Genomic DNA, 24,071 nt, shown 5'->3' with positions numbered 1-24,071 from the left:
CTCCCCGGGAAGGCGGCCGGCCGGAGGACGGCGTCAGGGGTGGCGGGAGGTGAGGTCGGCGAGGAGGTCGGCCTGGCCCTGGAGGACTCCGGTGAGGATGCCGCGTGCCACGCGCAGGAGCTCGGCGACGTCGTCGCCGGCGAGACGGTAGTGGACGCTGACGCCTTCGCGGCGCGTGTGGACCAGGTTGGCCTTGCGGAGCACCGCGAGTTGCTGGGACAGCGCGGCCGGCTCGACGCCGACCTCGGCCAGGAGCTCCGAGACGGCGTGTTCGCGCTGGCTGAGGAGTTCCAGGACACGGATGCGGACGGGATGGCCGAGGGTTTTGAAGAACTCCGCCTTCAACTGGTAGAGCGGCGTACTCACCTCGGTCCTCTCCTCGCTGCCGTTCGCCTCGCCCACGTGTCCTGACACGTCATCGGCCCCGTCCTGGTCCTGGGCCACCCTCACGCGCCCACCGAGACTCCCACCCTCGCAGATCCGCGCACGTTCCGGACCCCCGTCCGCGTTTCCACCCATGCCGCCACCACCCCTCCCGCCACCTCCTCCCGCCACCTCCTCCCGCCACCTCCTTCCGCCACGTCCGGGGTCCGCCGCCGGCATGCCGCCCGCGCCGCCCCGGCCGGACGCGCCGAACGCATCGCGCCACTGGGCCGTTCTGCGCCGTGTTCAGTGCATGGCGGCGTTGCGGAGAGCGAGAGCGGTCTGCGCGGCTTCGGCGAGGGTGCTCGCGCGGGCAAGCCGTACCGAGCCGAAGGTGGTGGCGTCACTCCAGGCGCACACCGCCCGCTCGCCGTCCGCGCCTTGTGCGAGGCCGCAGCTGAGGCCCCCGCCGTACGGGCCCGGCTCGAAGGCGGTCACGTCGCGGGCTTTCGCGCCGGCGAAGTAGTCGCGGAATTCCTGCGCGATCGAGTTCCGTGCCTTGTCCTCGTGGATCGTCGGGTCCCATTCGGCACTGCGGACGACGACGAGGAGGTCGAGGTTCTCGTCCCCGTCGTGGGCGTAGAAGCCGGCCTTCGTCCCTGCGGGCAGCGTGCGGCCCGCGAGCACCGCGGCCTGGGTCCGCTCGGCCGCCGCGCCGGTCATCAGGTGGAAACCCGCGAAACTTTCCGGCAGTACCACCTTGGGCGGCTCGCCCGCCTGCGCGCCCTGGCCTGCGGCGGCGGCCGCGGTCGCTCGGGCCTCGGAGGCACGGGGTTCCGGGGCGTACGAGGTCGCGGCCCGCGCCGCCGCGCCCAGCGCGATCAGCACCGTCACGCCGACGACGAACCGGCGCCGCCGTCTCTCCTCGCGCAGGGTCCCGGCAGGGTCGCCACCCGGGGGAGTCGACGGCATGCGCCAGCTGCGGGTGAAACGCCAGAGCAGCATAACGGCGACGCCGGCGACAGCCAGGACTGCGCTCACCTGTCCGAGGGCGAAACTCTGCGAGGTGGTGTCCACGGAGGCAATGATCATGCCCGGCATCGTACGGCGGCCCTCAGGACGGGGACGGTTCCGGGGTGAGGGTCTCCTGGCCGATCCGGTTGCCGTTCCGGTAGACGGTCACGGTATCGCCGTCGATGCGGTAGCTGTACGGGTCGTTGCGCGCCTCGAAGCCGCTCGTGGTCTCCTCGGCGGGCATGGCGATCCCCGGCTCGCGCTGGTCGCTGAACTCTCCGTAGTAGTACAGGCTCCCGCCACTCGTCCGGCAGAGCGTGATCTGCTTGTTCTCCGTTCGAAAGGCCTTGACCAACCGCGCCCCGCTTCCGTCGGGGACGGCCTCGGCGATCCGGTCGGGGCAGGAGGCGGCCGCCGGCGTCGCGCCCTCGGTGCCCGGGCCGGAGCCGTCACCCTCCGGTAGGACGAGATCCCGCACCCCTGCGGTCAGCATCGGCAGCAGGACCATGACGACGAACAGCCCGAGACAGCCCAGCGCGCAGCCCTTGCCCCTACTTGACCGCTTCGGTGGCCGGTAGGAAGGAGGGGGGTATGGAGGCACGTGTCGAGGGGGGTACGGCGCGCTCCGAGCGGGGGGTGGAGGGGCCGAAGCGGTGGACGGGGGCGCGTACCCGCCCGACGCCGAGGGGTAGAACACCTCCGGTGCTTCCCCGCGGGGCGGCACGGTGGATCGGGACCCCACCGTGCCGCCGGGCACGGTGGGGCTCGGCGTGGTCTTCCTGGTGGTCGTTTTCCTGGGGGCTGCCGCGGCTGTCGTCCTCTTCGCGGCAGTGGCTGTGGTCGGGGTCGATCTTCTTGCGGTCGGCTTGCGCGGTGACGGCTTTCTGGGGGCAGCCTTCTTCGTCGCCGCTTTCCAGCCGGTCGCGCAGCCGATGCAGCTCAGATCGTCCCGGTCGTTGTTCGTACCGCACTGGGTGCAGTTCCAGTTGCCCGACGGTCGGGCGGGGGACGGTTTGCGTACGGGCGCTCCGACGCGTTCCGTATCGCATGCCTGACACGCTTTCGCGGCAGGTACGTTGTAGACGTCGCACGCCGTGCAGCGCCAGTTGGCCCCGGCCACCGTTGCCCCCCTCTTCCTGTCGTGGGACCGTCAGGCCGCCGGCTCCGTCGTGATCCGGTCGAAGATCTCTCCGAACAGTTCCTCGGAGTCGGCGTTGGTGGGCCCCGTGATCCAGTGCCGGTCGTCCCCGGGAACGCGGCTCACGGTGTCCTCTTGGCCGCCCTCGTCCGCCGGCCCGCCGATGCCGTACCTGGCACGGACCTCCGTCGTGAACTCCATGGCGGAGGGCGCGTACCGGGACGGAACGTCGACCCGTACCACGACCATCCCGCTCGCCCCCTCGCCCGCCCCGTCGGGCCGGAACTGGAAGATCAACTGCACTTCGCCCTGCCGGCCGTGGGCCCTGGTGTGCAGCGAGGTGCAGCGTGCGACCGACACGTCCAGCCCACCGAAGCGGTGCCAGGTGAAAGCGAAGGCACCCTCGGCCACATGCACCGACGCGCCCGGGAGATCCAGTTTCACAGGCTGTTCGCGATCGTCTCGATGATCTCGTCCATCTCGAACTCCTCCAGCCCGGCGCCGGCCTTGGACTCGAAGTGCAGCGTCAGGTCCCACTCCTCCGCGATCGGGTCCTGCCACGGCGCTCCGTCCGGAGCGAAGAGCACCAGACGCTTCGCGGACTGCTCCATCACCGCCGTCTGGCTGCGGGCGTAACCCCACTGCTCGAAGAGCTCGTCCATGGTGCGCGGGATGCCGGCCGGATAGGTCTGAGCCGACGTGCCGACCGTCCCCAAAGGGTGGGCGGGGGCGTCCGTGAACATCACGATGACGTGGCGCCGACGGTCGAGGCCCTTCTCCCACGGCGAGTTGATCGCGAGTGCGAGCGCTTCGAGACCCGACTCCGGAATGTCGCCGCCGCCTCCGGCATCGATGCTCCGGACGAACGTCTCGAAGTCTTTCGACTGGTCAGGCAGCACGAGGAAGCCGGTCTGCTCGACGGCGTCGTCGGCATTGTCACCGAAGTCGCGGAAAGCGATGACCTTGAGCCGCAACTGGCTGATCGCCTTGCCCTTCTTGGCCATCACCTCGTTGAGCCGGTCGTGGAACTGGAGGGCGCTGGTCTTCACCGTGTCCAGGACCGGAAACATGCTGCCCGTCGCGTCGATGCACAGCACGATGTCGACCGCATACTGCAGATTGCCCTGGTACTGGTCACTGCTGCCGTTCATGGGGTGGGTCTCCTTGAAGATCTGGGATGGCTTACGAGGTACGGCGGCGGTCGCCGAGGTTGATGCGGACCCGGGACGTCCGCCCGGCGGCCGGTGCCTTCTCGTCGTCCTGCGCCGTCCCGGCAGAAGCCGAAGGAGGCGGAGCGGGCGAAGGAACCGAAGGGGGTGTGCGCGAGGGCGGGGGAGCGGGGGCCGTGCCGCGGCCGATATTGGTCCTGATCCGGCTGGTCCGCGCGGCGGTGTCGTCGGACGCCCCGGGCTGCGGACCCGCCGGGCCCGGCACCTCCGGTTCCGTCCTCGTCGGCTTGGCCGTACCAGGGCGCCGGTGGACCAGGGCGCATACCTGGGGGTCCGTCAGCGTTTTGAGAAACGTCGCGATGCGCGGTCGGTCCCTCGGCGCCGGAGCCGTCATCGCCCGGATGAGCCCCCGCATGGAATCCGAGAGCCGCGGGTCCAGGTCCAGTGACTCACCCGCGTTGACCGCGTCGGCCGGGGACCCGTACCGAGCGCTGTGTCCCGGTAGCGCGCCGGTCAGGTAGTAGTGCGTCATCAGGCCCAGCGCGAAGACGTCCACCGCCGTCGTCAGATGCTCCGGTCGGACGGCCTCGTCCTCCTGGACGTAGCGCCGCCACTCCGGTGCCCCGTACAGCGAGTCCCCGGCGACGTCCTGGCGGCCCGGCGGGCGGCCCGATACGTAGGAGTCGTCGAAGTCGATCAGCTTCGCCGAGTAGAACACGACCCCGTCGCGCTTCTGGATCAGCACGTTGAGCGGCTTGAGGTCACCGTGCACCACGTCGATGTCGTGGAGCAGCTGAAGGCTCAGCGCCAGCGTCTTCAGCAGCACGGCCTTCTGCCGGGGCTCCAGTGCCTGGGGTTTCTCCAGGCTGGAGGTGTCGATCCGTTCCGTGACCTTGTAGTACGTGCTGCCCTCGTGGAAGAAGTCCGTGGCCAGCACCAGGTTGCCGCCGCCGCGGGCGTCCGGGCGCAGCCGCTTCATGATGCCGCGGTGCCGGTCCTCGAACTCCTGGCAGACTTCGAGCCGGATCCGCCGGCTGGCCGCGCTCGCGGTGGACCCCTCGCGCGGACGCTTGGGTTCGAGGAAGCGCTTCAGGAAGTACTGCCGGCCGTCCTTCTCGGCGAAGGCCCACATGCATTTGCCGCCGTTGGCGTTGGTCGGCTCGCTCACCACGCGGTATCCCGCGATCTCGTCACCCTGCTTCATGCCTGCTCCTCCCGCGGCGTCGGCAGGTATGCCTCGTAGCCGGTCCGGTAGTCGTGCCAGGTCCCGTCCTGCCAGGCTCGTACGGCATACGCGGGATCCGTGCTCGTGGGCCGGTTCTTCCGGCAGAACCCGGCAATGAACCCCTGGCGCGCGGCGAAGGCCGACCGCAGGTGCGCGAAGTCCTTGTAGCCGAGTGCGATGAGGCCGAGAGAGGCGTCATCGGCGGTATAGCCCTCCACGCTCCGGCGGATCAGTTCGGCCCACTCCGTCTCGCAGTTCGCGTCCCGCAGGGTGGACAGCAGGGTGTCCTCGAAGTCGGCCGGCGTGTGGACGTACCCGAAGAACCCGTCCGTGGCCGTCAGGAGTACACAGGGCAGAGCGAACTCGAAGGCGTGCTCCTGCACGAAGAAGTCGCGGTCCGAACCGACCGTGTTGGTCATCGGCGGATCCGAACGAAGCAGCTCCAGCGCGTCGCTCACCTCGGTGTGGTCCCGTGTCAGGACCTGGAGCCCGGCTTGCGGATCCAGCAGATAGGCGCGCGAGTCGCCGGCCCACAGGGCCTGCCCTTCCAACCGGCCGGGCCGCAGGCGGAACGCGATCGCGGCCAGGGTGGTCGGCAGCTGACGCCGCATGCGGCCGACGATCTTGCTGCGTCGCTGCGGCGCCTGTGCGTGGAAGTAGTCCAAGTACCCCTTGAGGTACGCGGAGTCGGCTTCCTCGCCTGCGGTGGTCACCTCCTGGAACCAGCAGTCCGTGGCGAGCCGGGCGACGCGTGAGCCCACCCACGCGTTCGTGCGCTGCGTCCCGTCCGGGGCCTGCCAGGCCGGCGAGGAACCGGAGCCTCCCGAACCGTCGAACACGCCGATTAGGCCCCGTTGCGTCGGCAGGTGGTAGGCGAGGAGGGGCTCGGCGTCCTCACCGCGTCCCGGCACCCGCTCCGTCCACACGGCGACGGCGTGGAGCCCGGTGGTGCCGTGGCCCCAGATCTTGCGCGGGGAGGACCGCGGTCGCGGAGCGTCGGTAGCGGCGGAACCGGTCGGCTGCGGTGGTGAGGACGCGGCGGCCGGTGCACCGGAAGGAGGCGGGGGCGCCGAGGTGTCTTCGCGCAGCGGAGACCGGTCCTCCCCGCGGGACGGTGAGGGGGGCAGGGCGACGGGACGGCCGCCGATGAGGCCGGCCCCGTCGTCAGCGGGGCCCTGGTGCGGTGAAGTCATCCTCGCTCGCCACCGTCCGTGCCGTGCTTCCGCTTCGCCGTGCCCCGTACCCGGCTCACCCGCCTGGGCTGCTCGGTCTCCGGGGTGCCGGCGTCGTAGGGGCGTCCCGCTCCTGAGGGCCGTACCGGGCCCGGCAGTCGCGAGGGCTCGGCCGTGCCGACCGGGCCGGAGACCGGTCGGTCATCCGGCGCCCGTCCCCGTCGGCCCGCTTCCGGCCGCCTCGGCGGTGTCGTGGAGGGCACCGGTTCGTCTTCCGGCGGAACCGCCGACGTCGGCATCACCACCTCGCCCCGCACGGGCGTCCTCGCCGATGCCCGGGGCACTGCGGCGGGCGACGTGCGCCCGCCCGGGCCGGAGCCGGACGACGGACGAGCCGCGTCCCCCTCCGGCTCCGGGGCCGAGGTCCGGGCGTCCCGTCCCGACGAGAGAGCGCCCCGCAGGCGTCCACGGCGCACGTCGCCGAACGGCTCGTCCTCGCCGCGGAGAATGCCCTCCAGCACGGCACGTTCGAGTTCCGCCTGCTCGAACGGCTCACGGTCGGCGTCTCCCCGTTCCAGCACCATGCGCAGCGTCTGCAGATGTGCCTCCCGATGCTCGGCCCGGCCCTTCTCGATCCAGGCGAGTGCGGCGCGCGGGCCCTCCCTCTCCATGATCTCGGCGATGACGCCTTCGACGCCCTCGTCCCGCATCAGCTCCAGGTGGCGCCGGCGCCGCATCCCGTCGAGCCGGGTCTCCCGCACGACATCGCGGAACTCCCGCCCGCTGGTGGCGATCTCGTCCTCGTCGACGAGCAGTTCCACATGAAGGCCGCGCAGCAGTACGGCCGAGTCCCCCGTGAAGCCGCCCACCGAGGCGTTCAACGCCTGTTCCGCCCGGTGGAATTCGGCGACGTCGTACTCCCGGGCCACCTCTCGGAGCATCTTGCGCAGGTGCCCGTACAGCGCTCCGCTCATGTCCCGGATGCCGCGCCTGACGACCTCGGCCGGATGGGCGACCCGGCACACGAGGTCGACCCTGCTGCGGAACGAGAAAGTGGGGTCCCTGCTGAGCAGCGGGATGTCCAGGACCAGCCGGTGCTCGGCAAGATCCACGGTATACACGCTCTGGTACGAACCGAACCGGGCCGCCGGAACCTCCTCGCCCGGCAGGATCGTCAGCGCGGCCCCCCGGTCGGGCACCAGGACGAGCGCCCGCCCGGGGACCGGGGGCCGCAGCGGGTTCATGAGCCGCCGGCGCGGCACGGGCTGGAAGTCCAGCACAGGGTCGTACGTCAGTTCCGTCAGTTCCGTCACCGTTCTCCTCTCACAGCTCCAGGGCGCGGGCCAGGTCGTCGGCACACCCGGAGGGGTGCTCCCGGTCGCCGGCCCACTTCGTCAGCCACCAGTGCAACCGCTCCCGGTGCTTGCCCGGGAGACGCGCGATGTCGAGCACCAGGGTGCGCAGGGCGGCCGGAGCCCCCGGGCAGGTGTCCGCGTAGGTGTCGATCCAGCCGCGCAGGGCCGCGAACGCCGGCTCCTGCACGGGTTTGCGGGCCAGCGCCCGCCCCCAGAGCTCAGCCAGGGCCCGGCGGTGGTGAGGCAGCACGCTCAGCAGCAGCGGCACCCCGTCGACGGCCCCCTCCGGTCCCGCTCCGCCGGGCACGGCCGAGGTGTACGGCGTCGAGGCGGCGAAGACGAAGGCGGAGAGCGTCTTGAGGACCATCGGCGACTGGTCCTGCGGCTGGGACCACTGGAGGTAGGCGGTCAGTACCTCGTGGGTGCGCCCCTGGTGGAGCAGGTGGACCCCGCCCCAGGCGACCGGGGTCAGGGTGCCCCAGTCGTCCCCCCGGTCCAGCGCGCTGCGCAGTACGCCCAAGGCCCGATCAGGGACGTTGCGGCCGAAGAGCCCGCCGACCGCGGTGGCGGCGGTGCCTGCCAGCCGCCGCTCGTAGGCCGAGTGGCCGCCGCCCGCCCACTGGTGCAGCAGCTCCCAGACCGGCTCGGCTGTGGCGGGAGTCGATCCGGCCACGCCGACGGCCGTCGCCGCGGCCTGCCGCACGGGCCACGAAGTGCTGCCGGCCCAGGACTTCAGGAAGCGGTGCACCGCGTAGTGGTGGTCCGCCCGGGCCAGCACCCCGCTCGCGACGGCCGCCTGGGCCCTGACCTCCAGATCGGAATGGCCGAGCAGCCGCCGCAACCACTGGAGGACCGCTTCCCGGCGTCCGTCCAGCGTGGTCCACGCGTAGGTGAGCACGACATGGCGCACCAGCGCACTGCGAAAACGCACCCGCGGGGACCCGGGCAGTTCCCCCGGTCCGGGGAAGACCAACTCGATCCAGGGCTGGTCCTGCTCCAGGCGGTCCCGAAAACGCACGTCCGGCGGCGCCGGTTCCTCGGGCGCAAGCGCCTGGCGGAGGCGGAGTGCGGCATCGGCGACGGTGAGATAGCCGCTGCCCTCCAGCACGGCGACCGCGAGTGCGAAGGAGACGGCCTCCGGCTCATGATGGGCGCGGAACCACGTGTAGACCTGATCGCTGGGGTCGCGCAACGCGGTGACGGCCGCTGCCAGATCGCCGCCGGCCGTGACCACCGAGGCCAGCCGCACCGCATGGGCGGCGAGCGGCTGTTCCCGCAGCGCGGTCAGGGCTCCCGAGGCGTCCAGCAGGGCCATCAGGTCGGCTCGGTCCTCAGGATCAGCGCCGTGCCCGAGGACCCGGAGCTCCAGCACGGCGAGTGGATCCACCGGCATCAGCCCGTGCCGGGCGAGGTCGTCGCCGCCGGGGCCGGACACCGCCGCTTCGATCTCGGGGCCGCCGATGAGCACGAGATGGGACCCGGTGGACCGGAGCTTCGACGCCGCGCCCGCGAGCCCGCGTGCCGAAAGCCCCTTGGGACGGCCGTCCAGCACGGCGATGCAGGCGCTCCGCTCGGCCGGGGGCTCCCAGGCGGGGGAGATGATCGACCCGGCGTCGAGAAGACGGTGACAGCCGCCGTCCGAGGAGCTGTTCAGCGTGAGCGCCTCGGCGAGCAGATTGAAGGCGGCGGCCGTCCGGCCGCTACCGGGCGAGCCGGTCAGTACCAGCAGATGCCGCTTGCACAACGCGTCCAGCGCCTCGTCGTAGCGCTCCGGCTGCACGTACAGATCCGTGTACTCGGCGATCTCGTCCTCGGCGACGGGCACCGTACCCGTCGACCCGCGTGCGGCCGGCGAACCGCGCCCCGCGCCGGAGTTGAATCCGCCGCCGAAGCTCACCGTGTCGTTGAACAGCGCCAGGGTGCCGATGCTCGTTCCGGACGCGTCCGCGTTCAGCCGCTCGGCGATGAGGTCGGCGATGGCCCCGGCGCGCAGTGCCTCGACTCTTTCGGCCTCGCTCCCGCCCCCACTCGCGGTCAGCGACCGTAATGCCTCCGACTCGCTGACCGGGCCGTCCTCGTCCGCTGTGCTGTCGGTCACGGGCGGGCTGGTCGTCCCGTTCGTCGGGTCCTTCGGGACGGGGCCGACGACGCCGGCCGCGTGCACCGCCTCGTCCGGCAGCGGTTCCTCGCTCATGAACGTTCAGCCCGTCAGGAGATGTTCCAGTCGCCCTGGACCTCGACCTTTGCGTTGAAGATCTGGGCGTTCTTGATCACGGCAGCGTTCACGTGGCCCGGGCCGCCACGTGCGGTCACGGCTTCGTCGACGGTCCGCCTGATCTCGGCCTCGAAGTCCCGGTCGCGGAGCATGTGCGCCAGCAGCATGCGCTGGAGGTGGTCCTGGGCCGCGGTGTCCTGCGGACTCCGCCGTACCCGGTCGAGCGCTGCTTCGGCCTCGCTGTCCCCCCGGAACCGAGCCCGCAGCCGTTCGACGAGCTGGACACCTCCACCCCAGCTCGCGCGCCCCGCTTCCTGGCCGGCGGTCTCCAGTACACCCTTGGCGACCAGAGCCACCCCGGCTACAGCGATGGCCGTGATCGGATCCATGTTCTCCCCGTTTTCTGCCGCAGAGGTCAGACCCTAGGGGGAAGCGAAGTGCGAAGTGGTCTCTTCTCCGGTACTTGACCGAATCGGGTTCACGGCGATGGCCGGATCGGCGCAGGAGAGGGCCTGTGCCGCACGTACTCAGCCGTGCAGGGGGTGCCGGACCGGGTCTTGCCCGGGTCGGACATCATCCGTGCTGCGGGGAGCGGGGCGGCGGCCGCCCGTCGCCGCGGCACGGAGTCGGCCCGCGCCCGTACGGTCGGGCCCACCGTCACGCGGTGCTCGCCGTACGTGCCCTCGCGCCCCTGGCAGTCGCACCAGCCGATGGGCCCGCGTCCGAAGGAGCGCAAGGCCGCGCATCAGCCGGGTGGCGACCGTCGCGTACGCGATGCCGAACGCCAGTGAGGCCGCGAACGCCAGGTGCCTGGAGAAGTCTTCGATCAAGGGGAAGATCTGCCAGTGGGTCAGGTAGATGTACAGCGAGCTCGTCGCCAGGAGGCCGGCGAGTCGGTTGACGCGCTCGTGACCGGGCAGGGTGGGGACCCATACCAGGAGGGTGAAGGCGACGATGACGATCGCCTCCCGGCCCGGGTCGCCGGGGAAGAAACCGGGCACCGTTGCCACCGCCGCGGCGGTGACCACCAGCCGCTGGCGCGAGGTGGTGGCCTTGGCGGCCGCCCACCCCAGCGCGAACAGCCAGAAGACCGTGACCGCGTCCGGCATCAGGGTACGGTCCGGGAGGCCGAGGAGGTCGTAGCGGGTGAGCAGGCCCAGGGCCGCGATCGCCAGGGGCAGGGCGTACGGGAAGCGGCGCTCGGCGCGGTCCACGACGGGGATGCCCAGCACGGCTACCACGGCCACCAGGATGTGGACCAGGGCCTCGATGAACCAGAACTGCATGCCGGTCTTGCTGTCCTCGGGGCCGAAGACGCTGTCGAGCAGGGCGAGATTGGCCAGGGTGTAGTCGTCGTTGAGGAGCAGCACGAAGCCGATCCAGGCCATGCTCGGCACCGCGATGCGGGCGATGCTGATCCCCGTCCGCCGTACGCGTTCCCGACGTTCGGCGCCGGTCAGGTGGAAGCGGGCGAAGTTGAATCCCGCGAGCGCGAGCAGCAGGTGCGCGCCGCCCTTGATCCCGAACACGTGGATGTGGGAACCGACGATGCAGAAGATCGCCATGGCGCGCAGGGCCACGCCGGTCTCCAACGCCCGCCGGTGCGGGGGGAGCCCCCGCTCGGGCGGCCTGAGGTCCCGGATCGGCGTCGTGTGCCAGTCGGCCGGCAGATGCCCGAGCCGTTCCTCCAGGTGGAGCGACATCTCGACGTACGACAGCGAGTCGCCCCCGAGCCCGACGAAGGAGCTGTCGCGCGTCACCTCCGCGAGGGGCTTGTCCAGGATCGCCGCGAAGAGGGCGCGCAGGTCCTCCGGACCCGCGCCCCGGCCGGCCTCCGCCCCCGGCGCACTCCCGGAAGCAGGACGGCCCAGCTCCCGGACCGCCCGGTAGTCGGGCTTGCCCGTGGCGAGGCGGGGGAGTTCGGGCAGCACACCGACCCGCACCGCGCCCGGCGGCAGACCGCAGGCGTCGGTCACCAGCCGCCGGATGCGCCGGGCCTCGGACGCGCGCGTACCGGTGGCGGCGACGGCGAGGCCGTCGTCGTCACCCGCGCACAGGGCGGTGACGCCGTGCTGGGCGAGCATCGCCTCCACCTGTGCGGGGTCGATGCGCAGGCCGAGGATCTTCACGAAACGGCTTCGGCGGCCGACTATCTCGTAGAGCCCTCCGGAGGTGAGGCGCGCGATGTCGCCGGTGTACAGCTCTGCCGCGGTCCGCCCCAGCGCGAGGTCCCGCGGGCTGCGCGCGTAGCCGAGCATGACGTTGGGGCCCGCGTACACCAGCTCGCCGGTGTCCTCCTCGGGCCAGTCCGGCAGCGGCTGGAGGCGGAACGAGCCGCCGGGGACGGCGACGCCCGCCGCTTCGGGGCGGGTCTCGGCGAGGGCGGGAGGCAGGTAGGCCATGCGGGCCGTCGCCTCGGTCTGTCCGTACATGACGAACAGCTCCCAGCCCGCGGCGCGGCCCAACGCGGCGTACCGCTTGACCCGGTCGGGGGCCAGCCTCCCGCCCGCTTGGGTCACGTACCGCAGATGGGGCAGTTCCATCGAGGCGAACCCGACCCGGTCGAGCAGGTCGAAGGTGTACGGGACGCCCGCGAAGGTCGTACCGCGGCCGGTGCGGAACAGTTCCCAGAAGCAGCTGTCGGCGACCGAGAGTTCGGTGAGGATCAGCCCGGCGCCGCGCAGCAGGTGGCTGTGGATGACGGAGAGGCCGTAGCAGTAGTGCATGGGCAGGGTGGTCGCCGCCCGGTCCGTGTCCCGTATGCCCAGGTACTGCGCGATCGACTCGGCGTTGGACTGCAGGTTCTCGTGCGACAGCCGGACGAGCTTGGGCGATCCGGTGGAGCCGGAGGTGCTCAGCAGCAGCGCGAGGTCCGGGTGCAGGGTGTGGGCGGAGACCGCGCGCCGCTCGTCGAGTACCCACCGACCGCCCTCCGGGTGGGCCACCACGTCCGGGTCGTACGCCTCGATCAGCGACTGCACGGCCTCGGGGTGGTCGCCGGGCACGAGCAGCACGGGATGCCCCGCCGCGAGCGCCGCGAGGTACACGACCAGTGCGTCGATGGTGTTGGCGCCGTACAGCAGGATCAGCCGGCGCTCCCGGCCGAGGCGGCGGGCCGTCGCTTCCACGCGCGCGGCGAGCTCGCGGTAGGTCACCGCACCGTCGGCGGCGATGACCGCGGTGCGGTCGCCGTGGACGCCGAGGGAATGGGCGAACGGGACGGATTTGGTACCGGGGAGTAGGGCGGAAAGGGGCGTCACGGGGGAATCTTAGGAAAGGCTTACCTCATTGCACAGTCACAGAAAAGTCACATTCGACCCGCTGAAGATCGACTGTGGGGACACCTGTAAGGTCGGCTCCGCCGCCGCCGTGCCGCGGTGGAAACGTTGCGTTCGTCACTCTTGACCTTTAGGTTAGCTTTACCTTACTTATGGGGCGTTGACGTTCTCCGCCGCACATGCAGGAAGGCTTCCCATGCGACGCCCCTCCGTCCGACGTCTGACCGCGCTCTTCGCGGCAGCGCTCCTTCTCCCCGCTGTCGCCGGCTGTGGCGTGGACGAGGACGATGCCGGGCTCGTCATCTACTCGGGCCGCAACGAGAAGCTCGTCAAGCCGCTCCTGGACGAACTGGAGAAGGCCGTCGGCACCACGGTCGCCGTCCGTTACGGCGAGAGCGCCGAACTCGCGGCCCAGATCCAGGAAGAGGGCGCGAAGACCAAGGCGGCCCTGTTCTTCTCCCAGGACGCGGGAGCCCTCGGCGCCCTGTCCACCAAGGGCCTGCTGGAGAAGCTGCCCCAGGAGTCGCTCGACAAGGTCGACCCGGCGTTCCGCGGCGGCGCGGGCGACTGGGTGGGCACCTCGGGGCGCGCGCGCGTCCTCGCGTACAACCCGGGCCAGGTCTCCAAGGTGCCCGACACCGTGCACGACCTGGTCAAGCCGGAATGGAAGGGCAAGATCGGCTACGTCCCGACCAACGCCTCCTTCCAGGCCTTCGTCACCGGCATGCGCGTCCTGGAGGGCGACGACGCCACCCGCGCCTGGCTCAAGGGCCTCAAGGCCAACGAGCCGAAGGTCTACGACAACAACCTCAAGGTGCTCGAAGGCGTCGGAAAGGGCGAGGTCTCCCTCGGCCTCGTCAACCACTACTACTGGTACGAGCAGGTCGCCGAAAAGGGCGAGGCCAAGGTCAAGTCGAAGATCCACTTCCTGCCGGGCGGCGACCCGGGCGCCCTCGTCAACGTCGCCGGAGTCGGCCTCGTCAAGGGCAGCTCCCAGACGCCGGCAGCCCAGAAGGCCGTCGATTTCCTGCTGTCCGAAAAGGCGCAGAAGTACTTCGCCGACGACACCAAGGAATACCCCCTGGCCGCCGGCGTCACCAGCACGGTCGAGAACCTGCCGCCGCTGGCCTCCCTCGACGCGCCGAAGATCGACCTCGGCAAGCTCGAATCTCTTCAGGAGACCCTGAAGATGCTGCAGGACGCCGGGATGGTCTGAGCCGTCATGTCCTCCACGGATCCCGTCCCGCGGACGGATCCGGCCGCCCGCCCGACCGGTGCCCGCGCGCCGGCCGGGCGGCTGCGCGCCGAGGCCCGCCCGCCCGCCGTCCTGCTGATCCCCGCGGCCGTCGCCGCGGCCTTCGCGCTGCTGCCCCTGGGCTACCTCGCGGTCCGCTCCCTGGAGCGCGGCCCCGCCTTCGCCTGGGACGCCGTCGCCAACGAGCGCACCGCCCAACTGCTCGGCCGCAGCCTGACCCTCGCCGGGGTCGTCGTGACCGCCTGTCTGCTGCTCGGCGTATCGCTGGCCTGGCTGACCGTACGGACGGCGCTGCCCGGCGCCCGCGCCTGGTCGGTGCTGGTGACCCTGCCGCTGGCCGTACCCAGCTACGTCGCCGCCTTCGCCTGGCTGTCCGCCTTCCCCGACCTGGTCGGCTTCAGCGGGGCGGCGCTGGCCCTGACCCTGGTGAGCTTCCCCTACGTCTACCTGCCCGTCACGGCCGCGCTGCGCGGCGCCGACCCGGCACAGGAGGAGGTCTCCCGCTCACTCGGCCACGGACCGCTGAAGACCTTCCTGCGGGTCACGCTGCCCCAGGTGCGCCCGGCGGCCGCGGGGGGCTCCGTACTGGTCGCGCTGTACGTGTTCTCCGACTTCGGGGCCGTCTCCCTGATGCGGTACGACACCTTCACCCGCGGCATCTACACCTCCTACCGCGCCAGTTTCGACCGCACCCCGGCCGCCGCGCTGAGCGTCGTCCTCGTGCTGATGACCATCCTGCTCGTGGCCGCCGAGGCACGCACCCGCGGCCGCGCCGGCCACGCGAGGACGGGAGCCGGCGCCGCACGCCCCGCCGTTCCCGTACCGCTCGGCCGCTGGCGGGCACCGGCCCTGGCGTGGTGCGCGGCGATCACCGCCGTCGCCGTCCTCACCCCGCTGGGCACCCTCGGGTACTGGCTCGCCGTGGGCAATTCGGCGACCTGGGATCCGGCCGGACTCCTCGACACCGCCGGAACCACCCTCGGCGTCGCCGCCGCGGGCGCCGCCCTCACCACGCTCCTCGCCCTGCCCGTCGGGGTCATCGCCGCCCGCCACCGCGGCCGCACCGCACACCTCCTGGAGCAGTCCGCCTACGCCGGACACGCCCTGCCCGGCATCACCGTCGCGCTGTCCCTGGTCTTCTTCGCGGTCCGCTACGCCGAGCCCCTCTACCAGGAGCTCCCCCTGCTGGTCTGCGCGTACGCCGTGCTCTTCCTGCCGGTCGCGGTGGCCGGTACGCGCGCCGCCGTGCTCCAGTCCCCGCCGGTACTGGAAGAGGTCGCCCGCTCGCTCGGCCGCTCCCCGCTGAGGGTGCTGCGCGAGGTGACCGTGCCGCTGGCTGCCCCCGGTGTCGCCGCGGGAGCCGCCCTGACCTTCGTCGTGTGCATGAAGGAACTACCGGCGACCCTCCTGCTGCGCCCCACCGGCATGGACACCTTGGCCACCCGGCTCTGGACGGAGACGGGAACCGGATCCTTCGCCGCCGCGGCGCCCTACGCCGCGGCGCTGATCCTGCTGGCCGCCGTACCCTCGTACCTCCTCGGAAGGCACCGCACATGACCGACCTTCAGATCACGGGGCTGACGAAGGCGTACGGCACCGGTGCCGCCGTCCTCGACGGGCTCGACCTCACCGTCCCCGCCGGCGCCCTGGTCGCCGTACTCGGTCCCTCGGGCTGCGGCAAGACCACCCTGCTGCGCATCATCGCCGGGTTCCTGCGCGCCGACGCGGGTACCGTCACCATCGGCGACCGCACGCTCAGCGGCCCCGGCACGCACCTCGCGCCCGAACGCCGCCGCATCGGGATCGTCCCCCAGGAAGGCGCCCTCTTCCCGCACCTCGGCGTGGCGCGCAACGTCGCCTTCGGCCTGACCGGCCCGGACCGCGGTGCGCGGCGCCGGCGCGTCGAGGAGATGCTGGAACTGGTCGGGCTCGCCGGCTTCGGCGACCGTATGCCGCACGAGCTCTCCGGTGGCCAGCAACAGCGCATCGCGCTCGCCCGCGCCCTGGCCCCGCAGCCGCAACTGGTGCTGCTCGACGAGCCGTTCAACGCCCTGGACAGTGCCCTGCGCACCGGCGTACGGGCCGATGTGCGCGCGGCTCTGCGCGCCACCGGAGCCACCGCCGTCATGGTCACCCACGACCAGCAGGAGGCCCTGTCCACGGCGGACCTCGTCGCGGTCGTCCGGGACGGCCGCGTCGCCCAGTGCGCCAGCCCGCAGGAGGTCTACCACCGACCCGCCGACCCCTGGGTGGCTTCCTTCGTCGGTGACGCCGTGATGGTCTCCGGCACCGCGGAGAAGGGCACGGCGACCACCGCGCTCGGCCGCGTCAGGCTGACCGACCGGCAACCGGCCGGGCGGGGCGAGGGCATGGTGCTGCTGCGGCCCGAGCAGCTCCGGCTGAGCGACGCCGACTCGGCGGAGGCTCGGGGAACCGTGACCGACGTCCGCTTCTACGGCCACGACGCCATGGTCACCGTCGCCGTCGACGGAATGGACGAACCGGTCGACGTCCGTGTCCCCGGCGAAGCGCCCGTAGCCCCCGGTGGGCGCATCGGCATCCAGGTCACGGGCGACGCGACCCTGCACCCCGCCCCCGGACAGCACGCCTAGAAGGCCGCCGGTTCCGAGCGCACCGCACGGCCGGGCGCGCACCCGGCTACCGCACCGTCCTGGTCCACGTCCGCAGCGTCGACGTCGACGGCCGCCAGATGCGGGAGCCGCACCCGCACGGACGGGGTGATCAGGCGGCGTCGGAGGGTGGTCGTGCCCGACGCGCCCGCGGTGCACGGTCGTGGGCGGGTGCCTCAGGGCTCACGCAGGCGTACGGCGAGGGCCGCGATGTCGTCGTCGAGGCGTCCTCTGGTGTAGCGGAGGAGGTCGCGGTGCAGAGCCGTGAGAAGTTCGCGGGGCGGCGTGGGGGGCTGTCCACGCATCCATGCCGCCAGCGGGAAGAACTCGCCGTCGCGGGCGCGGGCCTCGGCGATCCCGTCGGTGTAGAGGAGCAGCAGGTCGCCGGGGGCGAAGTCGTAGGTGTCGACGTTGTAGTGATCGCCGATGAGCTCCGCGAGGCTGAGCAGCGGTGAGGGGGTGACCGGCTCCAGAACACGGAGCTTCTTGCGGTTCAGGTGCAGGGGCGGCGGGTGTCCGCAGTTGAGGATGTCGATACGTCTGCCCTCGTGCGGGATTTCGACGAGAAGCGCGGTGGCGAACCGCTCCATCGGCCCGTCGGGGGGAAAAGCGGCGTTGTAACGGGTGCTGCTGGCGTCCAGCCTGCGTGCGACGTCGACCATGTCGGTCTCACCGTAGGCCGCCTCCCGGAAGGCGTTGACGATCGCCGCGGCCGCCCCCACCGCGGGCAGGCCCTTGCCCCGCACGTCACCGATGAGCAGCCTGACCCCGAATGGCGTGTCGACCACCTCGTAGAAGTCCCCGCCGATGCGGGCCTCCGCCGCGGCGGCGAGGTACAGCGACTCGATCTCGACGTTCCCGAAGCGGCGTGGGATAGGGCTCAGCACCACCTGTTGCGCCGCGTCGGCGACGAGCCTCACCTGGAAGAGGGTGCGCTCCCGCTGGAGCCGGACATGGCTCCCGTACGCGGCGGCCACGGTGACCGCGACGATCCCGGCCGCCGTCCACCACGTTCCCAGGTCGGGGAAGACGAGGCTGAGGCCGATCATCAGAAGGAGGCAGACCGTCCCGAGCAGGACGGTGGGCAGGACCGGCCACATGGCGGCTGCCAGGGCCGGGGCCGCGGGCAGGAGGCGGCTGAAGGCCATTTCCGGCGGAGTGGAGTAGGCCAAACCGGCGATCACGCCGGTCAGAATGATCGGCGACAGCCGCACGAGCCACCCTCGGCCATAGCGCCGCCGGAGCCGGGGCCGTCCAGAGTCGATCACCTTCCCAGAATATCTGGGCAACACGGGCATAGCGCTCCGGCGAACGGAGTCGGCTGCCGTGCTCGACGCCGGTCGGTCTGCCGGGCCATGGTGCCGGCGCCGGAGGACCCGCCGTCCCCGGGGCCCGCTCCCGGTCCGCAGACGCCAAGAAGCGCCCGGCCGGGTGCGCCGGACGAGTGTGCGGTGGATGGACGGCACGTTCGCCGAGGGGCCGCCGACCGGACCGGCCGGTGCCGCGCTCCGTGCGGGGTGTACGCCGAGCAGGGGCGGCATCCACCGGACAGGTCCGGCTGTGCGCCGCTCACCCGCCGGCCCTTCGAGTGCCTGCTCCGCGGTGCTCGGCCCGGCTCGACCGACCCACCCCGGAGCGGACCGGAGGCCGGACGACGAGCTCAGGGCCTGGCGTACCAGCCGTCCGCGCCGCTGCCTTCCGACGGGTCGTACGACTGGTGCAGACCGAGCAGCGCCGCCACCAGCCGGGGGTCCCAGCTCCCGTCCAGGACCCGGTACTCGTCCGCGACCCCCCGGAAGACGAGGTGCGCCCGCCGTGAGGAGTCGCGCCAGATCACCCTGCGCGGCTTGCCGAAGCCGTCGTCGCCCTCGCCGAGCAGGGACAGGATCAGCCACACCAGGCTCACGGGCAGGCCGAGGGGCCACCACACCGCCCACCAGAACAGGCGGCCGCGGAAACCGCGCACGGAGTGTCCGGTCACCGACTCCACGGTCCAGCGCGCCCGGGCGCCGCGCAGGGCGCGTCCGCGCCGGTACGTGATCCGGCCCAGCGGGGCGCCGTACGGGTCGTCGACGCGGTACACGGCGGGGCGTCCGCTCACGCGTGAGCCTGTCTCCTCCGTCGACACCCGGGCGATCGCGGTGCCGCCCTCACCGACGACGTCGAAGGTGCGGACGGAGGGGTGCGCGGCGCCTCCGTGGCCGTCGGGCACGCGGCAGAGCAGCCCGATGGCGACATGCCCTTCGTGTCCCGCGCCGTCGCCCTGGCGGACGACGGCCGGCAAGGACGTCCCGTACCGCACGTTGTACGTCATCCGCTCCTGGGTCATGCACTGTCCTTCCCCCGCGTCGCCGCACGCCGGCGCTTTCGGCCCTCATGATCGCATTCGCCGTTCGGCGACCTCCGCGGGGGGAAGCGCCGGGCCCGCGGAGGGCGGGCCCTGCCCCTATCTGTCTCGCGGGTCGGCGGAGGTGGCGCCGGTGGGGGTGTGGTGGGTGCCGGACAGGGGGAGCCGGCCCTCTCGGTCCCCTCTCCCGCGCCCGCGGGCGGCGCCTCAGATACCGGGAAGGCCGATCAGGGCCGCGCCCAACCCGAGAGAGGCACAGATGCCGAGGGTGCGCAGAACGCTCCAACGGAGCGTGAAGATCAGCAGCACCGCGATCACGGTGATGGCCAGGGCCGCGGGGCGCAGTGTGGTCACGTCGGGCAGGGCGATGTGCAGGGGGCCGAAGGTCTTGGCGTCCACGGTGGTGAAGAGGGCGTGTTCGGCGAAGTAGAGGGCGAGGTTGGCGATGACGCCGACGACGGCGGCGGTGATGCCGGTCAGGACGGCGGATATCCGGCGGTTGCCGCGCAGACGCTCGATGTAGGGGGCGCCGAGGAAGATGAACAGGAAGCAGGGGACGAAGGTGACCCAGGTGGTGAGGAGGGCGCCGAGCACGGCGGCGGCCCAGGGGTCGAGGGCGCCGGGGTCGCGGTAGGCGCCGAGGAAGGCGACGAACTGCACGACCATGATCAGCGGGCCGGGGGTCGTCTCGGCCAGGGCCAGGCCGCTGACCATCTCGTTGGGGCCGAGCCATCCGTAGGTCTGCACCGCTTGCTGGGCGACGTAGGCGAGGACCGCGTAGGCGCCGCCGAAGGTGACCAGGGCGGTGCCGGAGAAGAACAGGCCCTGGCTGGTGAAGACACTGTCGGTGCCGGTCAGGGCGGCGACCGCGGCCACCGGGACGGCCCACAGCAGCAGCCCGGCCGCGAGGACGCGCCAGGTGCGGCGGCGACTGGCCTGCTCATGATGCAACGCGTCGTCCGGGATCAGCGGCGGCGGCCCGTCGTCGGTCCCGTGCCCGGCCGGGGGCCGGAGCGCGTCGGGCTGGTAGCGGCCGATGAGCCAGCCCGCGAGGCCCGATGCCGCGATGACGGCGGGGAACGGCACGGCGAAGAGAGCCAGCGCCGCGAAGGACGCCGCCGCCACGGCGATCAGGAGCGGGTGGGTCAAGGAGCGCTTCGCCACCCGGGACACGGCCTGGACGACGATGGCGACGACCGCGGGCGCGAGGCCCGCGAGGACACCGGTGACGGCCGCCGTCGAGCCGAAGGCGACGTACAGCGCGGACAGCGCCAGCAAAGCGAGGACGCCGGGCAGGACGAACAGGGTGCCCGCGATCAGGCCCCCGCGGGTGCCGTTGAGGAGCCATCCGCTGTAGATCGCGAGCTGCTGGGCCTCCGGGCCCGGCAGGAGCATGCAGTAGCTCAGCGCGTGGTTGAACCGCTGCTGGCCGATCCAGCGCTTGTCCTCCACCAGGGCCCGCTGCATCACCGCGATCTGCCCGGCCGGTCCGCCGAAGGTCTGCCACGAGATCGCGAACCATGCACGGGCCGCCTGCCGCAGCGGGACGACATCGCCGCCGCCGACGGCGCGATCGGCCTTGTCCGCGGGGTTCGGTGGCTGGTCGGTGGCGGTCACCGGCACTCACTCCGTTCTGCGAGGCCGCCGCTGAGGACGGGGACGGCCCGACGGTACTGAGGACCCGGGACCTGTGCTCACACGTCCGGCGCCGCCAGCTGCTGTGCAACCATGGTTGCATCACACCTCGGGTCGTCGGAAGTCGTCGCAAGGGAGATCTCGGGAGATGGACACCAGTGGCTCGTCGCGGCCTCCGGACCCGTCCGGAACAGGTCGAGCGGGAAGCCCTCGTTGAGCGGCCAGGACGAGGAACGGCGGTGGGTGCTGCTCTCCTACCGCCTGCCCCGGGAGCCCTCCACCCCGCGGATCACCGTGTGGCGCAGGCTCAAGGGCCTGGGAGTCGCGCAGATCAGCGACGGCTTGGTCGCGCTGCCCGCCGACGCCCGCACCCAGGAGCAACTGGAGTGGATCGCCGAGGAGGTCACGGACTTCGGCGGCGCCGCCACCGTATGGATCGCCCACCCCGCCGCCGCCGGCCAGGAACAGCAGCTCGCCGAAGCCATGATCCAGGCCCGTGCCGCCGAGTACCAGCAGGTGCTGACCCGAGCCGAAGACGCCCGTGGCACGACCGACGCCGAACGCCGGCGCACCCTCGGCAGGCTCCGCGCCGAACTGCGGCGTATCCAACGCCGCGACTACTTCCCCCCGCCCGACCGGCTCGCCGCCGAGAGGGCCGTCAACGCCCTGCACCCTGCCGACACCACGGAGGAGAGCACCCGGTGAAGTGGGCCACCCGCGCCGGCGCCTGACGCCTCCGCCTCTGGGCGAAGCCCCAGCCTTCTGCCCGCTCCCTGCAGGTCGCCTCCAAGTACGGTGCGGCGGCGCCCAGGGCTCCGACGAGCCCGCCTCGGGTCGGGACGCGGTCGGGCAGGTTCCGCGCGAAGGCCAGGTCGATGTCGCAGACCGCTCCGATGTCCTCGACGATGAGCGCGGTGACGCGTTCGGGATGCCGGGCGGCGAACTGGTACGCGTTCACGCCGCCGAGGGAATGACCGAGCAGTGCGACCTCCGCCGGCCCGAGGTGGTCGAGGAAGGCTGCGACGTCGCCGCGCGATGCCGGGAGCCCGGACAATTTCGGGCCCCGTTCGACGCCAGACCTGAATCGGCAAGCCCAGCGGTTGTTTTCGGCGGCCGCAATCGGAGGGTGGCCGAGATGCGATGAGTCCCTTCCCCGGGGTGCCCGCACGGCTCTACGCTCGTTCGGTGTCCGGAAGATCGTGGTCAGGCCGCAGCGCCGTCACCCGGGGGAGACCGTGGACGTCCCGACGTTGATCCTGTTGGGGGCGGCGGGCGGCCTGCTGCGCGGGGTCCTGGACCTGTACACCCGCTTCGTTGCGTGGCAGGGCGACCGGCACACCCACCGACAGTTGACCGCCGAGGGAGTCGTCCAAGGGGAACCCCCGGGATTCGGGACGTACTTCGACCCCGCCGTCGACATCGTCGCGGCGGCCCTGCACGGCGTGATGGGTGCCGGGGCCGCCGTGCTGTTCGGTACGACGGGACAGATCAGCGGAGAGTACGCCGCCCTCGTCGTCGGGATGTCCGCACCGATCCTGCTCACCCAACTCAGCCGTATCCAGACGGTGAACGAGCTGGTGACCGGCGCCGACCGGCAGCCGGCCGGGGCGGCGGAGGCGGCCGTGGGGGCCGGGGGACCGCCGGCCGCCGGCGCGGTGGACGGGGGAGGCGGGAACGGCGCCAACCCGCCCGTGCAAGCCCCTGGCGTGCCGGCGCCGTCCGCCACCCCACCCCGAAGCGAGCCCCCACCCGCACATCTGGCGTCCCCGACGGCCCCGCCGCCACCACTGCGCACGCGACCGGGTCTCCCCGCCCGGCCGGCCGCGGCGACGGCGGACGCCGGCTTCCCGGACCCCGCCGTGGGTGAGCTCCCCGCGGACCGGACCCGGCTCCCGCACCCCGCGCGCCCGACGGACGCCCCCTCCCCGGCGGACCCGCCCCACGGCACAGGACCTGGCACCGAAGGCCGAGCCGCGCCACCATGGCGGCAGCGACCGGCCATGGGGGAGGAGGGGCTGTGAACGGAGCGCGGCACCTGCTGAGCGAGGACCGCCCGGAGTACGAGCGGCTCCTGGACGAGGTACTCCACGCGACGCCGGACCGGGCCGACGCGGGGCCGCGGCCGAGCCCCGAGCAACTGCGCACCATGGCTCTCAACGCCAGCGCGCTGATCACAGCGGCCGCGGCGGCCGAGTACGACCACTACGTGAAGATCCGCCGCCAGCTGGGCGAGTCGGCGCCCCCGGCCACCCCGGGACATCGTGTGCGGGCACCCGCAGGTCTGGGCCAGCGGCTCGGCACGGCCCTTCTGGGCACCGGAAGGCCGGGCGGCCGCAGGGCCGGTGACGGAGTTGCCCCGCAGCTGTGGGGCGGGATGTCCTACGGCCGCCGCCTGCTGGCGGCGCTGCTGGGCCTGCACGTACGCCCGGCGGCACCGGCGGGGGCGCGGCCCCGGCCCCGGCACAGTCCGGAGCGCCCGTCCGACCGCGGTTCCCGGGCCGAGGAGCCGCCAAGGGAGACCGGAGCCGGACTCGCCACGGTCGTCGGCGTGTCCGCGACTCTTCTGTCGATGACGGCCGCCGTACTGTCCTTCGCCCTCGGTCTCATCCTGCAGATGTCGACCGGGGATCCGGCGATCGCCCGGACCGTGTTCGGCGCGGGCCGGCTGTTCGGAGCCATGGCGGTGGGCGGGTTCGCCGTCCTCGTCACCCTCCTGCTGGTCACGGCCCTGCGCAACGGCGGCCGACGCGCCGCGGAGGCATCGGAGGCGGCACAGCACCGCGAACTGGAGGACGAGGTGGCCCGGGCCAGGGAGGGCTGGCGCCATGCCCTGCTGGAACGCGGCATCAGGCCCTTCGTCAGGGACGCCCTCGCCGGTCCCGACACCTTCCCTCCGGGCGGGAACACCCCCTCCCGCCCCACCCGCATCCGGAACCGCGGCTACACCGGCCCGGACTTCTCCACCCCCGGTGAAACCTCCGGCCCCACGTCATCCACCAGCCCCGGCCTCACCAGCCCCGACTACGGAGGCCGGGAGCATCTCCCGGATTGACCTGCCGCCGCCCTGCTCAGTTCGTCCGGGGCCCCACCTCGCCGGGCCGGCGGATGGTCAGTCGAGACAGAACTCGTTGCCCTCGATGTCCTGTATGACGATGCACGAATCATGGCCGCCAAACAGGAGTCTCACGCGTACCGCGCCGAGCGGTACCAGCCGGGCACCTGCTCATCCTCGCCGTGCGCGCGGTCGCTGCCTTACGCCTCGCGTCGGCTCGCCG

At 72.3% G+C, this 24,071-nt stretch carries 22 protein-coding genes and 1 pseudogene; 7 read left to right on the top strand and 16 right to left on the bottom strand.

Annotation, left to right across the window (positions count from 1 at the left end):
• Positions 1 to 33: 33 nt before the first annotated feature.
• The 3 genes from ACWFQ8_RS17205 to ACWFQ8_RS17195 all read right to left on the bottom strand — a co-directional run bounded on the left by ACWFQ8_RS17205 (position 34) and on the right by ACWFQ8_RS17195 (position 1,978).
• The gene (locus ACWFQ8_RS17205) at positions 34 to 366 is read right to left on the bottom strand and encodes an ArsR/SmtB family transcription factor (protein WP_453787108.1); all 333 of its coding nucleotides are present in this window, start codon (positions 364 to 366) and stop codon (positions 34 to 36) included.
• A 303-nt stretch (positions 367 to 669) separates the two neighbouring features.
• Positions 670 to 1,455, bottom strand: coding sequence for a hypothetical protein (locus tag ACWFQ8_RS17200; RefSeq protein ID WP_453787059.1), 786 nt, complete (start codon positions 1,453 to 1,455; stop codon positions 670 to 672).
• 22 nt (positions 1,456 to 1,477) lie between these two features.
• A complete protein-coding gene (locus tag ACWFQ8_RS17195) occupies positions 1,478 to 1,978 on the bottom strand; it encodes a hypothetical protein (protein WP_453787058.1) in 501 nt (166 codons plus the stop codon).
• A 169-nt stretch (positions 1,979 to 2,147) separates the two neighbouring features.
• Between ACWFQ8_RS17195 and ACWFQ8_RS17190 the strand changes: the two genes are divergently transcribed.
• The gene (locus ACWFQ8_RS17190) at positions 2,148 to 2,432 is read left to right on the top strand and encodes a hypothetical protein (RefSeq protein ID WP_453787057.1); all 285 of its coding nucleotides are present in this window, start codon (positions 2,148 to 2,150) and stop codon (positions 2,430 to 2,432) included.
• 95 nt (positions 2,433 to 2,527) lie between these two features.
• On the opposite strand, the gene ACWFQ8_RS17185 is transcribed toward ACWFQ8_RS17190, so the two are convergent.
• The 8 genes from ACWFQ8_RS17185 to ACWFQ8_RS17150 all read right to left on the bottom strand — a co-directional run bounded on the left by ACWFQ8_RS17185 (position 2,528) and on the right by ACWFQ8_RS17150 (position 12,911).
• A complete protein-coding gene (locus ACWFQ8_RS17185) occupies positions 2,528 to 2,959 on the bottom strand; it encodes a hypothetical protein (RefSeq protein WP_453787056.1) in 432 nt (143 codons plus the stop codon).
• Positions 2,956 to 3,666 carry a vWA domain-containing protein gene (locus ACWFQ8_RS17180; RefSeq protein WP_453787055.1) on the bottom strand — a complete coding sequence of 237 codons (711 nt, stop codon included), beginning with the start codon at positions 3,664 to 3,666 and terminating at the stop codon, positions 2,956 to 2,958. The genes ACWFQ8_RS17185 and ACWFQ8_RS17180 overlap by 4 nt, the downstream gene beginning before the upstream one ends.
• Before the next feature lie 31 nt (positions 3,667 to 3,697).
• Entirely contained in the window at positions 3,698 to 4,888 is a 1,191-nt protein-coding gene (locus ACWFQ8_RS17175; protein ID WP_453787054.1) for a protein kinase domain-containing protein, read from the bottom strand.
• Entirely contained in the window at positions 4,885 to 6,102 is a 1,218-nt protein-coding gene (locus tag ACWFQ8_RS17170; RefSeq protein ID WP_453787053.1) for a serine/threonine protein phosphatase, read from the bottom strand. The genes ACWFQ8_RS17175 and ACWFQ8_RS17170 overlap by 4 nt, the downstream gene beginning before the upstream one ends.
• Entirely contained in the window at positions 6,099 to 7,394 is a 1,296-nt protein-coding gene (locus ACWFQ8_RS17165; protein ID WP_453787052.1) for a hypothetical protein, read from the bottom strand. The genes ACWFQ8_RS17170 and ACWFQ8_RS17165 overlap by 4 nt, the downstream gene beginning before the upstream one ends.
• A gap of 10 nt (positions 7,395 to 7,404) precedes the next feature.
• On the bottom strand, positions 7,405 to 9,630 hold the full coding sequence (locus ACWFQ8_RS17160; protein WP_453787051.1) for an nSTAND3 domain-containing NTPase: 2,226 nt from the start codon (positions 9,628 to 9,630) through the stop codon (positions 7,405 to 7,407).
• 14 nt (positions 9,631 to 9,644) lie between these two features.
• Positions 9,645 to 10,040 (bottom strand): hypothetical protein, encoded by a 396-nt coding sequence (locus ACWFQ8_RS17155; protein ID WP_453787050.1) that lies wholly within the window; start codon positions 10,038 to 10,040, stop codon positions 9,645 to 9,647.
• A 138-nt stretch (positions 10,041 to 10,178) separates the two neighbouring features.
• The gene (locus tag ACWFQ8_RS17150; protein WP_453787049.1) at positions 10,179 to 12,911 is read right to left on the bottom strand and encodes an AMP-binding protein; all 2,733 of its coding nucleotides are present in this window, start codon (positions 12,909 to 12,911) and stop codon (positions 10,179 to 10,181) included.
• A 214-nt stretch (positions 12,912 to 13,125) separates the two neighbouring features.
• On the opposite strand from ACWFQ8_RS17150, the gene ACWFQ8_RS17145 reads away from it, so the two are divergent.
• From ACWFQ8_RS17145 to ACWFQ8_RS17135, 3 genes are read left to right on the top strand one after another with little or no spacing between them, the layout of a single operon-like run.
• Positions 13,126 to 14,145 carry an iron ABC transporter substrate-binding protein gene (locus tag ACWFQ8_RS17145; protein ID WP_453787048.1) on the top strand — a complete coding sequence of 340 codons (1,020 nt, stop codon included), beginning with the start codon at positions 13,126 to 13,128 and terminating at the stop codon, positions 14,143 to 14,145.
• Between the two features lie 6 nt (positions 14,146 to 14,151).
• The gene (locus ACWFQ8_RS17140) at positions 14,152 to 15,741 is read left to right on the top strand and encodes an ABC transporter permease (RefSeq protein WP_453787047.1); all 1,590 of its coding nucleotides are present in this window, start codon (positions 14,152 to 14,154) and stop codon (positions 15,739 to 15,741) included.
• Positions 15,738 to 16,796: an ABC transporter ATP-binding protein gene (locus ACWFQ8_RS17135; RefSeq protein WP_453787046.1), complete on the top strand. Its 1,059-nt coding sequence runs from the start codon at positions 15,738 to 15,740 to the stop codon at positions 16,794 to 16,796. Before ACWFQ8_RS17140 ends, ACWFQ8_RS17135 begins: the two co-directional genes overlap by 4 nt.
• Before the next feature lie 194 nt (positions 16,797 to 16,990).
• On the opposite strand, the gene ACWFQ8_RS17130 is transcribed toward ACWFQ8_RS17135, so the two are convergent.
• The 3 genes from ACWFQ8_RS17130 to chrA all read right to left on the bottom strand — a co-directional run bounded on the left by ACWFQ8_RS17130 (position 16,991) and on the right by chrA (position 20,778).
• A complete protein-coding gene (locus ACWFQ8_RS17130; protein ID WP_453787045.1) occupies positions 16,991 to 18,082 on the bottom strand; it encodes a PP2C family protein-serine/threonine phosphatase in 1,092 nt (363 codons plus the stop codon).
• A 392-nt stretch (positions 18,083 to 18,474) separates the two neighbouring features.
• A complete protein-coding gene (locus ACWFQ8_RS17125) occupies positions 18,475 to 19,143 on the bottom strand; it encodes a hypothetical protein (RefSeq protein ID WP_453787044.1) in 669 nt (222 codons plus the stop codon).
• A gap of 225 nt (positions 19,144 to 19,368) precedes the next feature.
• Positions 19,369 to 20,778 carry a chromate efflux transporter gene (gene chrA, locus ACWFQ8_RS17120; protein ID WP_453787043.1) on the bottom strand — a complete coding sequence of 470 codons (1,410 nt, stop codon included), beginning with the start codon at positions 20,776 to 20,778 and terminating at the stop codon, positions 19,369 to 19,371.
• 231 nt (positions 20,779 to 21,009) lie between these two features.
• Between chrA and ACWFQ8_RS17115 the strand changes: the two genes are divergently transcribed.
• Positions 21,010 to 21,501, top strand: a complete 492-nt coding sequence (locus ACWFQ8_RS17115) for a Chromate resistance protein ChrB (RefSeq protein ID WP_453787042.1) — start codon at positions 21,010 to 21,012, stop codon at positions 21,499 to 21,501.
• Here ACWFQ8_RS17115 and ACWFQ8_RS17110 read toward each other — a convergent pair.
• Entirely contained in the window at positions 21,455 to 21,964 is a 510-nt protein-coding gene (locus tag ACWFQ8_RS17110; RefSeq protein ID WP_453787041.1) for an alpha/beta fold hydrolase, read from the bottom strand. The genes ACWFQ8_RS17115 and ACWFQ8_RS17110 overlap by 47 nt on opposite strands.
• A 67-nt stretch (positions 21,965 to 22,031) precedes the next feature.
• Between ACWFQ8_RS17110 and ACWFQ8_RS17105 the strand changes: the two genes are divergently transcribed.
• Positions 22,032 to 22,817 carry a hypothetical protein gene (locus tag ACWFQ8_RS17105; RefSeq protein ID WP_453787040.1) on the top strand — a complete coding sequence of 262 codons (786 nt, stop codon included), beginning with the start codon at positions 22,032 to 22,034 and terminating at the stop codon, positions 22,815 to 22,817.
• Positions 22,814 to 23,848: a hypothetical protein gene (locus ACWFQ8_RS17100; protein ID WP_453787039.1), complete on the top strand. Its 1,035-nt coding sequence runs from the start codon at positions 22,814 to 22,816 to the stop codon at positions 23,846 to 23,848. Before ACWFQ8_RS17105 ends, ACWFQ8_RS17100 begins: the two co-directional genes overlap by 4 nt.
• A 57-nt stretch (positions 23,849 to 23,905) precedes the next feature.
• Here the strand turns inward: ACWFQ8_RS17100 and ACWFQ8_RS17095 are convergent.
• Positions 23,906 to 24,013: pseudogene (locus ACWFQ8_RS17095) on the bottom strand (VOC family protein); the annotation flags it as partial.
• Positions 24,014 to 24,071: the final 58 nt, after the last annotated feature.

The organism is Streptomyces sp. NPDC055254 (assembly GCF_053606025.1).
The sequence above is the reverse complement of the archived record's forward strand: the minus strand, read 5'-3'. Positions and strand labels throughout refer to the sequence as shown.

What these genes read in the sequence shown, in the direction of transcription:
- ACWFQ8_RS17200 (WP_453787059.1), bottom strand. Translation starts at nt 1,455, where the DNA reads ATGATCATTGCCTCCGTGGACACCACCTCGCAGAGTTTCGCCCTCGGA.
- ACWFQ8_RS17160 (WP_453787051.1), bottom strand. Translation starts at nt 9,630, where the DNA reads ATGAGCGAGGAACCGCTGCCGGACGAGGCGGTGCACGCGGCCGGCGTC.
- ACWFQ8_RS17135 (WP_453787046.1), top strand. Translation starts at nt 15,738, where the DNA reads ATGACCGACCTTCAGATCACGGGGCTGACGAAGGCGTACGGCACCGGT.
- ACWFQ8_RS17155 (WP_453787050.1), bottom strand. Translation starts at nt 10,040, where the DNA reads ATGGATCCGATCACGGCCATCGCTGTAGCCGGGGTGGCTCTGGTCGCC.
- ACWFQ8_RS17145 (WP_453787048.1), top strand. Translation starts at nt 13,126, where the DNA reads ATGCGACGCCCCTCCGTCCGACGTCTGACCGCGCTCTTCGCGGCAGCG.
- ACWFQ8_RS17170 (WP_453787053.1), bottom strand. Translation starts at nt 6,102, where the DNA reads ATGACTTCACCGCACCAGGGCCCCGCTGACGACGGGGCCGGCCTCATC.
- ACWFQ8_RS17125 (WP_453787044.1), bottom strand. Translation starts at nt 19,143, where the DNA reads ATGACCCAGGAGCGGATGACGTACAACGTGCGGTACGGGACGTCCTTG.
- ACWFQ8_RS17175 (WP_453787054.1), bottom strand. Translation starts at nt 4,888, where the DNA reads ATGAAGCAGGGTGACGAGATCGCGGGATACCGCGTGGTGAGCGAGCCG.
- ACWFQ8_RS17140 (WP_453787047.1), top strand. Translation starts at nt 14,152, where the DNA reads ATGTCCTCCACGGATCCCGTCCCGCGGACGGATCCGGCCGCCCGCCCG.
- ACWFQ8_RS17180 (WP_453787055.1), bottom strand. Translation starts at nt 3,666, where the DNA reads ATGAACGGCAGCAGTGACCAGTACCAGGGCAATCTGCAGTATGCGGTC.